The organism is Rhizobium sp. Root1220, from assembly GCF_001426265.1.
GTDB lineage: Bacteria > Pseudomonadota > Alphaproteobacteria > Rhizobiales > Rhizobiaceae > Rhizobium.
In genome coordinates this window covers 610,652-625,000 of sequence record NZ_LMDG01000001.1, presented here as the reverse complement: position 1 = coordinate 625,000, position 14,349 = coordinate 610,652, and the positions used below count along the sequence as shown (strand labels likewise).

The window sequence follows — 14,349 nt, the reverse complement described above, 5'->3', positions numbered from 1 at the left end:
GTCGGCTTGGGTTTCCAAGCATTGTGATAAGGTATCAACCCTTGAATAAAATAGGGGGTTTGAAGCGAACTCGGGGAACTGAAACATCTAAGTACCCGAAGGAAAGGACATCAACCGAGACTCCGCAAGTAGTGGCGAGCGAACGCGGACCAGGCCAGTGGCAATGAGGAATAAAGTGGAACCTTCTGGAAAGTTGGGCCGTAGCGGGTGATAGCCCCGTACGCGTAGAACACTCATTGTCCTAGAGTAGGGCGGGACACGAGAAATCCTGTCTGAACATGGGGAGACCACTCTCCAAGCCTAAGTACTCGTGCATGACCGATAGCGAACAAGTACCGTGAGGGAAAGGTGAAAAGCACCCCGACAAGGGGAGTGAAATAGAACCTGAAACCGGATGCCTACAAACAGTCGGAGCCCGCAAGGGTGACGGCGTACCTTTTGTATAATGGGTCAACGACTTAGTGTAACTAGCAAGCTTAAGCCGGTAGGTGTAGGCGAAGCGAAAGCGAGTCTGAATAGGGCGATTTAGTTAGTTGCATTAGACCCGAAACCGAGTGATCTAGCCATGAGCAGGTTGAAGGTTGGGTAACACCAACTGGAGGACCGAACCCGCATCTGTTGCAATAGATTGGGATGACTTGTGGTTAGGGGTGAAAGGCCAATCAAACTCGGAAATAGCTGGTTCTCCGCGAAATCTATTTAGGTAGAGCGTCGACCGAATACCCCCGGGGGTAGAGCACTGGATGGGCTATGGGGACTCACCGTCTTACTGATCCTAACCAAACTCCGAATACCGGGGAGTACTAGTCGGCAGACACACGGCGGGTGCTAACGTCCGTCGTGAAAAGGGCAACAACCCTGACCTCCAGCTAAGGTCCCCAAGTCATGGCTAAGTGGGAAAGGATGTGAGGATCCCAAAACAACCAGGATGTTGGCTTAGAAGCAGCCATCATTTAAAGAAAGCGTAACAGCTCACTGGTCTAAATAAGGGTCTTTGCGCCGAAAATGTAACGGGGCTGAAGCCATGCACCGAAGCTGAGGATGTGCAGCAATGCACGTGGTAGCGGAGCGTTCCGTAAGCCTGTGAAGGGATACCTGTGAGGGGTCCTGGAGGTATCGGAAGTGCGAATGTTGACATGAGTAACGATAAAGGGGGTGAGAGACCCCCTCGCCGAAAGACCAAGGGTTCCTGCTTAAAGTTAATCTGAGCAGGGTTAGCCGGCCCCTAAGGCGAGGCAGAAATGCGTAGTCGATGGGAACCACGTTAATATTCGTGGGCCTGGTGGTAGTGACGGATTGCTCAACTTGTACAGACTTATTGGATTGTCTGTGCAGGGACGCGGTTCCAGGAAATAGCTCCACCATTATAGACCGTACCCGAAACCGACACAGGTGGTCAGGTAGAGTATACCAAGGCGCTTGAGAGAACTATGTTGAAGGAACTCGGCAAATTGCACGCGTAACTTCGGAAGAAGCGTGACCCCATTTTACGCAAGTGAGATGGGGTGGCACAGACCAGGGGGTAGCGACTGTTTATCAAAAACACAGGGCTCTGCGAAGTCGCAAGACGACGTATAGGGTCTGACGCCTGCCCGGTGCTGGAAGGTTAAAGGGAGAGGTGCAAGCTTTGAACTGAAGCCCCAGTAAACGGCGGCCGTAACTATAACGGTCCTAAGGTAGCGAAATTCCTTGTCGGGTAAGTTCCGACCTGCACGAATGGCGTAACGACTTCCCCGCTGTCTCCAACATAGACTCAGTGAAATTGAATTCCCCGTGAAGATGCGGGGTTCCTGCGGTCAGACGGAAAGACCCCGTGCACCTTTACTATAGCTTTACACTGGCATTCGTGTCGGCATGTGTAGGATAGGTGGTAGGCTTTGAAGCAGGGACGCCAGTTTCTGTGGAGCCATCCTTGAAATACCACCCTTATCGTCATGGATGTCTAACCGCGGTCCGTTATCCGGATCCGGGACAGTGTATGGTGGGTAGTTTGACTGGGGCGGTCGCCTCCGAAAGAGTAACGGAGGCGCGCGATGGTGGGCTCAGACCGGTCGGAAATCGGTCGTCGAGTGCAATGGCATAAGCCCGCCTGACTGCGAGACTGACAAGTCGAGCAGAGACGAAAGTCGGTCATAGTGATCCGGTGGTCCCGCGTGGAAGGGCCATCGCTCAACGGATAAAAGGTACGCCGGGGATAACAGGCTGATGACCCCCAAGAGTCCATATCGACGGGGTTGTTTGGCACCTCGATGTCGGCTCATCGCATCCTGGGGCTGGAGCAGGTCCCAAGGGTTTGGCTGTTCGCCAATTAAAGCGGTACGTGAGCTGGGTTCAGAACGTCGTGAGACAGTTCGGTCCCTATCTGCCGTGGGTGTAGGAATATTGACAGGATCTGTCCCTAGTACGAGAGGACCGGGATGGACATATCTCTGGTGGACCTGTTGTCCTGCCAAGGGCATAGCAGGGTAGCTACATATGGAATGGATAACCGCTGAAGGCATCTAAGCGGGAAACCAACCTGAAAACGAGTATTCCCTATCAGAGCCGTGGAAGACGACCACGTTGATAGGCCGGGTGTGGAAGCACAGTAATGTGTGAAGCTTACCGGTACTAATAGCTCGATTGGCTTGATCGTTCTCATTGATCAATGCTCATGACTGTCAAACGACAGAAATGACGCCTAAGACGTGTTCAAGACTAAAAACGAGGCCTAACCGGCCTCACCAGCTTCTCATTGTTGCGCTTCGCTGACCTGGTGGTTATGGCGGGGCGGCTGCACCCGTTCCCGCCTATGGTACTTCGTCTTAAGACGCGGGAGAGTCGGTCGCTGCCAGGTCTGCAAAACGCAACAAATCTTCTCATCACACTTCTTCGGCCCAGCCGAMRCAAAAAGGGCCGCCTAAAGCGGTCCTTTCGTGTTATAAGGGTCGGATAGATTCGGCAGAACAGAACCTTACAGGAGACAAAACCAAAGGGTTTTGCTCCGGCAGAAATCCGGCAACGCAAAGCGTTGACGTAGCCGCGACATTCGGCAAAGCCGAATGCGCTGGACGCGGGGTGGAGCAGCCCGGTAGCTCGTCAGGCTCATAACCTGAAGGCCGCAGGTTCAAATCCTGCCCCCGCAACCAACCTTTCTCGCAAACAGCAAATTCCAGCCAATCCAAGAGCTCCTCGACAAACCGACGAGCGTTCTTGCGTGCGGGCGGTCTCGCCGCTGATTGTCCGACCATTGAGGCATGCTCAGATAAAACGTGTTTGTCGGGTGACCACCGCGATCACTGGAAATTGAAGCGCGGCGTCAGGCAGAGTGTCGTCGCCATAGTCGGGTGTGGTACAGTTCATCCCGCCGATCAAAGCGGGTCTGTTCGATGTTTACGACGTTTGCAGTGCTCATGAGCCTGTCCGGTGTCGCCGCGACGTTGCCGGATCAAGGCGGGGACGAGGTCGATGTTTCGCTGGTGCTTGCCGTCGATACGTCCCGTTCCATGGATCATGAGGAAGTTGGCATCCAGCGCGAAGGCTATGTCGAGGCGCTCAAGCATCCGGAGTTCCTCGGAGCCGTGAAAAATGGCCTCTCCGGCCGCATTGCTATCAGCTATTTCGAATGGGCAGGACACGTCGTACCGGAATCAGTGATCGCCTGGCACGTCATCGAGACGCAGCAGGATGCACTCGATTTTGCCGACAAGCTTGAAGCCCGCCCGATCACCACGCAACGCCGGACATCGATTTCCACAGCCGTGAGCCAAGGCGCCGGCATGATTGCGGCCAGTCCTTATGTCGGCAGACGAAAGGTGATCGACATCTCCGGCGATGGACCAAACAATTCCGGGGAGCCGATATTGCCGGCAAGGGACAAGGCGCTTGCCGCGGGGCTCGTTGTCAATGGTCTGGCGATCATGTTGAGACCTTCCGATACGCCGGGTGGGCTCGACCGATATTATGCGGATTGCGTGATTGGGGGGCCTGGCGCGTTTGTGTTGCCGGTGCATAAGATCGAAGACTTTGCCGTCGCCGTGCGGCGCAAGCTTGTGATGGAGATCAGCGGCCTCCCTGGGCCGGAGACGGTGCAAAAAGCTGCCGGAAGCCAGTCAGCCGCCGACTGCCTGATCGGTGAAAAGCAATGGCAAAATCTGTTCGACCGCTGATCGACACGGCCAATCGGCAGGCTAAAGCCACGGTTCAACGGCCGTAGAGCATCCACAAAGAGTTAAATTCACCACCGTGTGACGGCCAGATCATGGTCCCGCCATCACCATGCATTCTGTTCGGAGCGCCTGGTGCTCGGCTGCCGTCCGCCGAAGAACGGCTATCGATCCATGTGATAGCACGCCGCCGTCTGCCCCGGTCGGACCTGTTCGGTCGGCGGCATCTCCGTTCGACAGATATCGGTCGCCTTCCAGCACCGTGGCGAGAAGACACAGCCCTGCGGAGGGTTGAGCGGTGACGGTGGATCGCCCTGCAGGCGTATGCGCTGGCGGTTCCGGGCGAGTTTCGGGTCGGGAATTGGGGCCGCTGAAAACAACGCCTGCGTATAGGGGTGCGCCGGGTTGTCGAAGACAGTCGCACAGTCGCCGGCTTCCACGACTTTGCCGAGATAAAGCACCAACACATCGTCCGAAATCAGCCGCACCACGGAGAGGTCGTGACTGATGAAAATCAACGTCAGGCCGAATTCCTTGCGGAGCTTGCGCAGCAGCGTGATCACCTGACCCTGGATCGAGACGTCGAGCGCCGACACCGGCTCGTCGCAGATGATCAGCTTCGGCCGCGTCACGACGGCCCTCGCGATGCCGATACGCTGCGCCTGGCCGCCCGAAAACTCGTGAGGATAGCGGTTGATCATTTCAGGCACGAGACCGACGGCCGTCATGATCTCTCGAACACGCTCGGTGCGTTGGGCCCTGCTAAGCTTCGGTTCGAAAACAGTGAGCGGCTCGGCGATGATGTCGCCGACCGTCATCCTCGGGTCGAGCGATGCGATCGGATCTTGGAAGATGATCTGCATGTCGCGGCGCGCGGCCCGCATCTCCTCGTCCGACAGGTCGAGCAGGTTGCGCCCCTGCCAGAGGATTCGACCATTCTGTGACTTCAGAAGCCGCAAAATGGAGCGGCCGAGCGTCGATTTTCCGCAACCGGATTCGCCGACAATGCCGAGCGTCCGGCCCTCGATCAGATCGAAGCTGACATTGTTGACCGCCGTCAGCTTCAGGGGTGGTTTGAAGAAGCCCTTGGCTGGGACCTCGAACTGGGTAGTCAGGTTCTCCACCCGCAGCAGTGAACGCTCAGCCATTGTTCAGAACCTCCTCGAGGCGCGGGAAGGGATGGAAGCAGGCCGCCGCATGGCGCGGTGCGAGCATGTCGAGCCGTGGGGATGCATCGATGCAGTCGTTCTGGACCATCGGACAGCGCGGCGAAAAGCTGCAGCCTTTTGGCAGGTGCTGCAGGTTCGGCGGTCGGCCTGGGATGACAGCCAACTGGTCGACATCCTGGTCGGGCCTCGGGATTGAGGCATGCAGGGCCGTCGTATAGGGATGCGCGGGATTGTCGAAGAGTTCGTCAACCGGCGCCTCCTCGACGATCCGTCCGGCATACATCACGGCGACGCGGTCTGCGAGACCGGCTACGACGCCGAGATCGTGGGTGATCATCACCAGCGCCGTATTCATCTCGGCCGTGAGATCGTTGAAGAGGTCGAGGATCTGTGCCTGGATTGTCACGTCGAGCGCCGTTGTCGGCTCGTCGGCGATCAGCAATTTCGGCTTCGTCAGCAATGCCATGGCGATAACGATGCGCTGGCGCATGCCGCCGGAAAGCTCGTGCGGATAAAGGCTGAAGCGCCGGGCGGGATCGGGAATGCCGACCCGCTTCAGCATGTCGAGCGCTTCCGCAGACGCGGCGCGTGCCGTGAAGCCGCGATGAACCTCAAGCTGTTCCGTGAGCTGCCGCGAGATCCTCAGGGACGGATTCAAGGCGGTCATGGGGTCCTGGAACACCATGGCCATGTCCTTGCCGCGAACTTGGTCGAGTTCCCGTGGCTTGAGCGCAAGCACGTCCTTACCTCCCAGCAGCGCCTTGCCGGTGGTCTTTCCGTTCTTGGCGAGGAGGCCCATGATGCCAAGGAATGTCTGGCTCTTGCCCGATCCAGATTCACCGACAATCGCAACGCGTTCGCCGCGCTTGATCGACAGGTTCATGTTCGAAACCGCCTTCACCTGCCCATCCGGCGTGTCGAAGGTGATCGAGTAGTCCTTCAGTTCGAGAAGGGCATCGTTTGTTGTTTGCTGGGACATGTCAGCGGTCCCTCGGGTCGAACGCGTCGCGCAGGCCGTCGCCGATGAAGAGCAGGCTGAGCAGCAGTGCGACGAGGAAGATTGCCGGGAAGACCAGCAGCCACGGCATGCTTTCCATCGCGTTGCTTCCTTCAGCGATCAGCGTGCCGAGTGAGGTCAACGGTTCCTGAACGCCGAAACCGAGATAGGAAAGGAAGCTTTCGGTCGCGATGATCTCCGGAACGGTCAGTGCAGCGAAGATCACCACCGGGCCGACGAGGTTGGGAATGACGTGCTTGATGATGATCTTGAACGGCTTCTGGCCGGACGCGCGGGCCGCTTCGATGAACTCGCGCTGCTTGATGGACAGCGTCTGGCCGCGCACGATGCGGGCCATGGTCAGCCATTCCAACGCACCGATCGCCGCGAAGAGCAGGTAGACGTTGCGTCCGAAGATCACCATCAGCAGGATGACGAAAAGGATATATGGCAGGGCGTACATGATGTCGACGAAGCGCATCATGACGGCGTCCACCTTGCCGCCGAGATAACCGGAGATGGCGCCGTAAAGCACGCCGATGACCACGGAGACAAGGGTTGCGGTCACCGCCACGGCGAGCGAGACGCGGGTGCCGTAGAGCACCCGGGCAAGCAGGTCGCGACCATTCGGATCAGTGCCGAAGTAGTGGCCGCTCTCAATGGATGGCGGCACGCGGAAGGCCGCCCAATCCGGATCCTCGTAGCCGAAAGGAATGAACCAGGGGCCGAGGAATGCGGCGAGGACAAGCAGCGCCAACACGACTATCGAGACGACGGCGGCCTTGTTGCGCGAAAGACGGCGAAGCGCGTCCTTCGTCAGCGAGCGTCCTTCCGGTGCGAGGCCTTCGGCCTCCAGCAGCTCTGCCGCGAGCAATTCCCTCTTTGCGGGGTTGAGGATCATCTGGTTCTCACTTTCGGATCGAGCCACGCATAGGCGATGTCAACGAGAAGGTTCAGGAATACGATCAGCACCATGTAGAAGATGACCGTGCCGAGAACCATGCCGTAGTCGCGGTTCAGCGCTGCGTTGATGAAATAGCGGCCGATGCCGGGCAATCCGAAGATGCTTTCGACGACCAGCGAGCCGGTGAGAAGGTAACTTGCTGCCGGCCCGAGATAGGAGACGACCGGCATCATGGCGGGTTTCAGCGCGTGGCGCATGACGGTGAGGCGCGGGCCGATGCCCTTGGCCCGAGCCGTGCGTATGAAGTTCTGGCTCATGACCTCGATCATCGAACCACGGGTGATGCGGGAGATGCGCCCCGCATGCGGCAGCGCCAGAACAATAACCGGCAGGATGAGATACTTGATGGAGCCGTTGCCCCACCCGCCGACCGGCAGCCAGCCGAGATGGATGCCGAACACGAGTTGCAGGATCGGGGCAATAAGGAAGTTCGGGAGCACGACCCCCACAAGCACCATGCTGCCAAGCCAATAGTCCGGCGCCTTGTTCTGATAGAGCGCCCCGAGACAGCCTGCTGCCACGCCGACGACGATGGCAAGCAGGAAGGCTGCCGAGCCGATCGTGAAGGTGTAGGGCAGGCCGATCATGATCTGCTGCGTGACTGTGAAGTCCTCACTGGCAAAGGAGGGCCCGAGGTCGCCTTTCAGCAGGTCGCCGACGTAGATGACGTACTGCTCAACCAGCGGCTTGTCGAGATTGTAGTGGGCCGCGAGGTTCTTCATGACTGCCGGCGGCAATGGCCTTTCGCCATCGAAAGGGCCGCCGGGGGCAAGGCGCAAAATGAAAAAGCACACTGTTACGGCAATCCACAAGACGGGGATTGTCGACAGCAATCGACGGAGTGCGTATTTGATCATGATCGTGAGCCAGCTCTTCCCGACGGTGCCGGGAAGAGCCTTTGGGCCTTATTCCTTGAAGGACAGCCAGCGTGTGCGGTGCTTGTCCGTAACGTTGTCTTCGAAGCCCTGGACCTTCGGAGAAACGATGTTTTCGGAGACGTAGTAATAGATCGGAATTGCCGCGCTTTCGTCGAGGGCGATTTGCTCGGCCTTCTTCAGGATTTCGGCGCGCGCCTTCAGATCCCTGGTGTTGTTGCCTTCCTTGACAATCTTGTCGTATTCCGCGTTGCTCCAGCGACCGTAGTTGTTCGGGACGCCGGTGACGAGCAGGCTCAGGAAGTTGTCCGGATCGTCATAGTCTGCAAGCCATCCAGCACGGCCGATCTCAACCTGGCCACGCTGCATTTCGTCATAGTGGACCTTGGTCTCGGTGTTGTACAGTTCGACTTCAACTCCGAGGGGCTTCCACATGGAGGCGATCGCGACCGCGATGCGCTTGTGGTTGTCATTGGTATTGTAGCGCAGCTGTGCCTTCAGAGGATGGTCGGGGCCGAAACCGGCTTCGGTAAGCAGCTTCTTGGCTTCTGCCACCTTCTCATTGTACGGCAGGTCCTTCCAGCTGGTGTAAGCCGGCTCGCCGTAGTTCGCCGTGCCTGGCGGAACCCAGGAATAGGACGGAAGCTCGCCGGTACCGAGAATGCTCGGACCGATGACTTCGCGGTTCACTGCCATTGAGAGCGCCTGGCGGACGCGCTTGTCGCTGAAGGGCGGCTTGGTGGAGTTCACGACGTAATAGTAGGTGCCAAGGAACGGCACGACGTGCGCCTGGCCCGGCAGATTTGTCTTGATCCACTCGTACTGATCCTTCGGGAAGTCCGTCAGGACGTCGAATTCGCCGGCGCGGTAGCGCTTCAGCGCGGCTTCCTGGTCTTCAAGCGTAAAGAACTTCGCGCCTTCGATCTTCAGGTCCTTGGCGCCGTACCATTGATCGTTCTTGACTGTGGTGACGTGCGAACCGGGAACCCATTCGACCGGCTTGTATGGACCGTTGGTGACGATGTTGCCGATCTTGACCCAATCAGCACCCTTGGCGTCGATGACGTGCTTCGGCAGCGGATAGGCCGTGTAGTGCGTCAGAGCGTTGATGAAGTAGGGGGTCGGATTTTCGAGCGTGATCTCCAGCGTCTTGTCGTCGATCGCCTTGACGCCCAGCTGGTTGAAATCGGTAATCTCGCCCTTGTTGATTTTCTCGGCGTTCTTGATCGTGAACTGGAGATAGGCGTAGTCCGCAGCGTTCTTCGGATCGAGGAGCCGCTGGAAGGCAAAAACGAAGTCGCCGGCTGTTACCGGTTGGCCGTCGGACCACTTAATCCCGTCGCGCAGCTTGAAGGTATAGACGAGGCCGTCGTCCGAGACGGTCCAGCTTTCGGCCTGACCAGGAATCGGGTCGGCCTTGGCGTCTTCCGTTACGAGGCCTTCGAAGATGTCACCGGCAATGCGATCTTCCCAGTCGCCGGAGATTTTTTGCGGATCAAGCGATGTCGTATCGCCACCATTGTGAATATTGATTGTGGCTGCGTGCGCCGAAACGGCCAGCAGCGAGCCAAGTACTGCAGAGGCCAGGAATCGCTTTGTGAAGAAGTTCATGGGGGAGGCCACCTTTCTAAGCTTTGCGCTTTTTTAATCGTTCGTTCCCGTGGTCGACCTGCCAATATCAGGTCGACGCGCAACCTATCGTAAAGGTTTGACGTTGCAAGCCCCAAAAATAGGCTTCGGTATCGGCTGGGCAAGTGGAGGAAAACGAGCAGGATTTAGCCGGCCAAGCAATGGTGACACGCACCCTACAACCGTTAAAGCCCTTCTGGTGAGCGTCTGCGACTTTCAGCCAAGATCCGCACAAGCAACTATGAGTTGATTCTCGCTCCTTGATGTCGCGTGTCGCGACGAGGGGATCTGCTGTCGCATACGGGATCGCCGTGTGTTTTCAAAGGCAAACGTCTCCCCGCCCCGGCAATGCTCATGTCACGTGTCCGGCAGTCGTTGTTGGCAGCCGGATACGAAACGAGATTGATGTCGGGCTCAGCATAGACGACAGCAGGCGACAGGCGTCGCCCTAAAGAATATGCAGCGTCGGAATCGCAACCACGAATTGGCCGCCCCAAGCTCTGATCTGCGAATTGGATTTGATGATCTCATCCTTCAAATTCCACGGCAGGATGACGATGTAGTCGGGTTTTGCTACGTCGATGTGGCTCGGCGCATAGACCGGGATGTGGCTCCCCGGCAGAAGTTTTCCCTGTTTTATGTCGCTGCGGTCGACGACGAAAGTGATGTCGTCTGCGGTCGCGCCACAAACATTGAGAAACGTGTTGCCCTTTGCAGCGGCGCCATAGGCAGCAACGGTCTTTCCATCTGCCTTGGCGCGCGCAAGGAAACTCCGGAATGCATCACAAACGGCGCCGATACGCTGGCCGAACCGCTCATATGTCGCCATACGCCTCAGGCCGAACTGTTCTTCCTTCTCACGAAGCGCAATGAGGCGGTCCGTCACAGTTCGCATTCCCTCCGTTTTCTGAGCGAAAACACGTAGCGACCCGCCATGCGTCGGAATCTCCTCGACATCGAAGACCTTCAGCCCGCAGGCCTCGAAAATCCGCTCGACTGCCAGAAGCGACATATAGGAATAGTGCTCATGATAGATCGTGTCGAACTGAATCCCGTCGAGCATTGTCAAGAGATGGGGGAACTCGAACGTCGAGACGCCGTCGGGTTTCAGCAAGATCGCAAACCCACTGACGAAGTCGGCGATATCCGGCACATGCGCCAGCACGTTGTTCGCGGCCGTCAAATCGGCGCGGAGGCCACCTGCGACCAGCGCCGTGGCGGCCTCCTTGCCGAAGAACGCCACCTTGGTCGCTACACCGCGGCTCTCGGCTATCTTCGCGGCATTCGCTGCCGGCTCCACGCCGAGAACGGACATGCCCATGCCGGCGAAATATTGCAGCAGGTAGCCGTCGTTCGACGCGACCTCGACAACCGACGCGTCCGAGGTCAAATCGAACCGTTCGGTCATCATCTCCGCATAGCGCTTGGCATGTTCGAGCCAGCTGGTCGAGAACGAGGAGAGGTAGGCGTAGTCGGCATTGAAGATCTCATCCGCCGGAACGGTCTCGGTCGTCTGAACCAGGTAGCACTCTGAGCAAACCATCACCTTGAGCGGAAACGAACGCTCCTTGTCGATCGCCGTCGCATCCGGCAGAAAGGAGTTCGACCACGGCGTCGATCCGAGATCCGCGACGACCGTCGTCAACGGCGCTGAGCAGAAGCGGCATTCATGAGACATGTCGTTGGGAGCCTTTCACAAAATCATCAATCTGGCTGGTGACTAGCGCGAGCGCATCACCGCCCCGACGCCATTGATCGTACCAGCGCGCTGTCAAGTCGATCGCTTCTGCCTGGCTGAGACAGGCCCGCCAGGCGAGAGACCGGTTGGCCTCCGCGGGGTCGAGTCCGAGCGTCTGCATCTCGCGCGGTTTGTCTGCTGAAGAGGTGTCGCGCCACGTCTCGCCCAGTCCCATCGCCACCTGAACAGCGGAGGCGACCGCACCAACCGCAATTTGCGCTTCCGCTGGCGAAGGGCCGAAATTCAAGGCCTCGGCCGACGGTTTTGCGGCGAAAAGCGCCTCGCTGAAAAGGAAGTAACCATTCAGGCAATCCAGCACATGCTGCCATGGACGTGTAGCGAGCGGGCTGCGGATATCAAGAATTTCGCCCGCGATCGCCGCGCGAACGATATCCGGTACCAGGCGATCCTCGGAAAAATCGCCGCCTCCGAGGACGTTGCCGCCCCGCGCGGTGCCGACATGCACGCCCTTCTGCCGAAAGAATGAGTCGCGGTACGTCGCGGTCGCGATCTCCGCCGCGGCTTTCGAACCGGAATAGGGATCGTGCCCGCCCAGCCGATCGGTTTCGACGAAATGCCGCCCGCTCTCGTCATTGCTGTAGACCTTGTCGGTCGTCACCACGAGCACGGCCTTGAGCGCCTCGATCGACCGTGACGCTTCCAGCAGCCGTACCGTCCCCATCACGTTGACGTCAAATGTCTCGTCGGGTTCGGCATAGCTTCGCCGCACCAGCGGTTGGGCGGCCATATGGAGGATAATGTCGGGATTGCAGTCCTGCAGCGCCGCCCCCAGTCGGGTGCCGTCGCGGATATCGGCAATCGTCTCGGCCTCAAGCCCCCAAGAGCCTGCAAGGGCATGCAGCGAAGGCGTAGTGGCGGGTGCCAGCGCGTAGCCGGTCACCCGCGCACCGAGCTTCGACAGCCAGATCCGCGCCCATGTTCCCTTGAACCCCGTGTGGCCCGTCAGGAAGACACGCTTGCCGGCCCAGAAACGTGGATCCGGCAAGCGGCTCACGACCAGACTTTCCACGGCGCGTCGCCACTCTGCCAGAGTTCTTCAAGCTGATTCTTGTCGCGTAGCGTATCCATCGGCCGCCAGAAGCCGTCATGCGCAAACGCGATCAGTTGGCCGTCTCGGGCGAGCCCTTCAAGCGGAGCGCCCTCGAATGGCATGCTGTCGCCGTCAATGCGATCCAGAACCGAGCGGTTGAGGACGAAGAAGCCGCCATTGATGCGCCCGTTGTCGCCCGCTGGTTTTTCCGTAAAGCTTCGCACCCGCCCGCCGTCCATCAGCAACGCGCCATAGCGTCCCGGCGGAACCACGCTGGTGACAGTTGCGTCGCGGCCGTGGCTGAGATGGAAGTCCGTAAGCGCCCGGATATCTACGTTGGCCACACCGTCGCCATAGGTCAGGCAGAAGTTGTCGCCGAGATAGTCCGCCACGCGCTTCAACCGCCCGCCTGTCATCGAGTCCTGGCCCGTTTCAACGAGTGTCACACGCCAGGGTTCGGCTTTCGTCGCATGATAAGTCGTCTCGCCCGTCGCCATGTCGAAGGTGACGTCGGCGGAGTGAAGAACGTAGTTCGCAAAATACTCCTTGATCATATATCCGCGGTAGCCGAGGCAGATGACGAAATCGTTGAAGCCGAAATGGCTGTAGATTTTCATTATGTGCCACAAAATCGGCCGGCCACCGATCTCGATCATCGGCTTGGGCCGCAGATGGCTTTCTTCGGAAATACGGGTGCCGTATCCCCCGGCAAGAATGACGATCTTCATGGTAACGTGCTTTCGATCAGTGCGCGGTTTCTCAGGTTGGACCGACTTTGGAGGAAACGCAGCGAAGTCCAATTGCTTGAAATCGCGACCATATCCTGCGGATTTTGAATCATCGGGTGGTCCATCCGGAAGCAGTTGTAGGATCGACATACTTTCGAAGAAAGTCCGATGCGCTGAGGTTGAGAGCATGGTCGGATCGCAGCGCCGCGATCCGGGACCTCTTCCTCAAAGTTGCTCATGCTATGCCTCGATGTGATGATTGCCGTGTTGCAACGTTGATTCTGCGAAAAAGTGGGCTTCCCACAATGGCCGCAAGTATCTTGCGCGGGCCTGATCTTAGCCCAATGCCACCGGGCTCAACAGAGGAATCTGCTGGATTCAGGCCCCGCAATCAATGCGCAGCGTTCAATCAGCTCGCTCGTTGAATTTCACGATCCTGGCGGGATTGCCGACGACGACAGCGTGGTCAGGCACATTCTTGGTTACCACGGCGCCGGCGCCGATGGTCGCCCAGTTGCCAATCCTCAGGCGAGGCAGGATCGTCGCATTGACGCCGACAAACACGCCGTCGCCTATCTCGCAACAGCCGGCAATACACGCAGACGGCGCGACAAAGACCGATCGACCGAGGCGGCATTCGTGATTTACGACGGCGCCGATATGGATGCTCGAGTTATCGCCGAGTTCGACTTGTGCGCCGAGTTGAACGCCCTGTTGGATATAGATACCTCGCCCGAGCGCAACCATGTTGGTGTCGACTGTAGGGTGAATAAGGTTGACGAGCTGGCCACCGGCTGCCTCGATCCCGCGACCAGTCTCCTCCCGCGCCTGTGTGCTGCCGCTCACGAGGCTGACAAAGCCAACCCGGGGACCAGCAAGTCCCGGAATGACTTCGTATCCGCCGAGCACGGGCATGCCGAAAAACAGCGTCCCATGTTTACGCTTGTCGTTATCGAGCAAGCCCGGAAAGCTGACCGGAGACGATGCCTGCACGGCCTGCACCATGCGGATGGTCTCAGGACTCGCCGCACCAAGCAGGTATATGCTTTCCAT

Annotated in this window: 10 protein-coding genes, 1 tRNA gene and 1 rRNA gene (1 of these 12 running past the window's edge); 3 read left to right on the top strand and 9 right to left on the bottom strand. The window is 58.4% G+C overall.

What is annotated here, in order from left to right:
• From ASC90_RS03065 to ASC90_RS03055, 3 genes are all read left to right on the top strand, one after another.
• Positions 1 to 2,635: ribosomal RNA gene (locus ASC90_RS03065) — 23S ribosomal RNA — on the top strand; it begins 166 nt to the left of the window's first position.
• 416 nt (positions 2,636 to 3,051) lie between these two features.
• Positions 3,052 to 3,128: transfer RNA gene (locus ASC90_RS03060), tRNA-Met, on the top strand.
• A 240-nt stretch (positions 3,129 to 3,368) separates the two neighbouring features.
• Entirely contained in the window at positions 3,369 to 4,148 is a 780-nt protein-coding gene (locus tag ASC90_RS03055; RefSeq protein WP_056535166.1) for a DUF1194 domain-containing protein, read from the top strand.
• A gap of 161 nt (positions 4,149 to 4,309) precedes the next feature.
• Here ASC90_RS03055 and ASC90_RS03050 read toward each other — a convergent pair whose 3' ends face one another.
• The 9 genes from ASC90_RS03050 to ASC90_RS03010 all read right to left on the bottom strand — a co-directional run bounded on the left by ASC90_RS03050 (position 4,310) and on the right by ASC90_RS03010 (position 14,349).
• On the bottom strand, positions 4,310 to 5,293 hold the full coding sequence (locus tag ASC90_RS03050) for an oligopeptide/dipeptide ABC transporter ATP-binding protein (protein ID WP_056535164.1): 984 nt from the start codon (positions 5,291 to 5,293) through the stop codon (positions 4,310 to 4,312).
• Positions 5,286 to 6,293: an ABC transporter ATP-binding protein gene (locus ASC90_RS03045; protein WP_056535162.1), complete on the bottom strand. Its 1,008-nt coding sequence runs from the start codon at positions 6,291 to 6,293 to the stop codon at positions 5,286 to 5,288. Before ASC90_RS03045 ends, ASC90_RS03050 begins: the two co-directional genes overlap by 8 nt.
• A gap of 1 nt (position 6,294) precedes the next feature.
• On the bottom strand, positions 6,295 to 7,212 hold the full coding sequence (locus tag ASC90_RS03040; protein ID WP_056535160.1) for an ABC transporter permease subunit: 918 nt from the start codon (positions 7,210 to 7,212) through the stop codon (positions 6,295 to 6,297).
• Positions 7,209 to 8,132, bottom strand: coding sequence for an oligopeptide ABC transporter permease OppB (gene oppB / locus ASC90_RS03035; RefSeq protein ID WP_056535158.1), 924 nt, complete (start codon positions 8,130 to 8,132; stop codon positions 7,209 to 7,211). The genes ASC90_RS03040 and oppB overlap by 4 nt, the downstream gene beginning before the upstream one ends.
• Before the next feature lie 48 nt (positions 8,133 to 8,180).
• Positions 8,181 to 9,761: a peptide ABC transporter substrate-binding protein gene (locus ASC90_RS03030; protein WP_056535155.1), complete on the bottom strand. Its 1,581-nt coding sequence runs from the start codon at positions 9,759 to 9,761 to the stop codon at positions 8,181 to 8,183.
• A 466-nt stretch (positions 9,762 to 10,227) separates the two neighbouring features.
• Positions 10,228 to 11,457 carry a class I SAM-dependent methyltransferase gene (locus tag ASC90_RS03025; protein WP_056535154.1) on the bottom strand — a complete coding sequence of 410 codons (1,230 nt, stop codon included), beginning with the start codon at positions 11,455 to 11,457 and terminating at the stop codon, positions 10,228 to 10,230.
• Positions 11,447 to 12,532: a CDP-glucose 4,6-dehydratase gene (rfbG, locus tag ASC90_RS03020; protein WP_056535152.1), complete on the bottom strand. Its 1,086-nt coding sequence runs from the start codon at positions 12,530 to 12,532 to the stop codon at positions 11,447 to 11,449. The genes ASC90_RS03025 and rfbG overlap by 11 nt, the downstream gene beginning before the upstream one ends.
• Positions 12,529 to 13,296, bottom strand: coding sequence for a glucose-1-phosphate cytidylyltransferase (gene rfbF / locus ASC90_RS03015; protein WP_056535267.1), 768 nt, complete (start codon positions 13,294 to 13,296; stop codon positions 12,529 to 12,531). The genes rfbG and rfbF overlap by 4 nt, the downstream gene beginning before the upstream one ends.
• Before the next feature lie 405 nt (positions 13,297 to 13,701).
• Positions 13,702 to 14,349, bottom strand: coding sequence for a NeuD/PglB/VioB family sugar acetyltransferase (locus tag ASC90_RS03010; RefSeq protein ID WP_056535150.1), 648 nt, complete (start codon positions 14,347 to 14,349; stop codon positions 13,702 to 13,704).

Bases quoted from the DNA above. Each gene is read 5' to 3' on its own strand.
- ASC90_RS03055 (WP_056535166.1), top strand. From the start codon at position 3,369: ATGTTTACGACGTTTGCAGTGCTCATGAGCCTGTCCGGTGTCGCCGCG.
- ASC90_RS03050 (WP_056535164.1), bottom strand. From the start codon at position 5,293: ATGGCTGAGCGTTCACTGCTGCGGGTGGAGAACCTGACTACCCAGTTC.
- ASC90_RS03045 (WP_056535162.1), bottom strand. From the start codon at position 6,293: ATGTCCCAGCAAACAACAAACGATGCCCTTCTCGAACTGAAGGACTAC.
- ASC90_RS03040 (WP_056535160.1), bottom strand. From the start codon at position 7,212: ATGATCCTCAACCCCGCAAAGAGGGAATTGCTCGCGGCAGAGCTGCTG.
- oppB (WP_056535158.1), bottom strand. From the start codon at position 8,132: ATGATCAAATACGCACTCCGTCGATTGCTGTCGACAATCCCCGTCTTG.
- ASC90_RS03030 (WP_056535155.1), bottom strand. From the start codon at position 9,761: ATGAACTTCTTCACAAAGCGATTCCTGGCCTCTGCAGTACTTGGCTCG.
- ASC90_RS03025 (WP_056535154.1), bottom strand. From the start codon at position 11,457: ATGTCTCATGAATGCCGCTTCTGCTCAGCGCCGTTGACGACGGTCGTC.
- rfbF (WP_056535267.1), bottom strand. From the start codon at position 13,296: ATGAAGATCGTCATTCTTGCCGGGGGATACGGCACCCGTATTTCCGAA.
- ASC90_RS03010 (WP_056535150.1), bottom strand. From the start codon at position 14,349: ATGGAAAGCATATACCTGCTTGGTGCGGCGAGTCCTGAGACCATCCGC.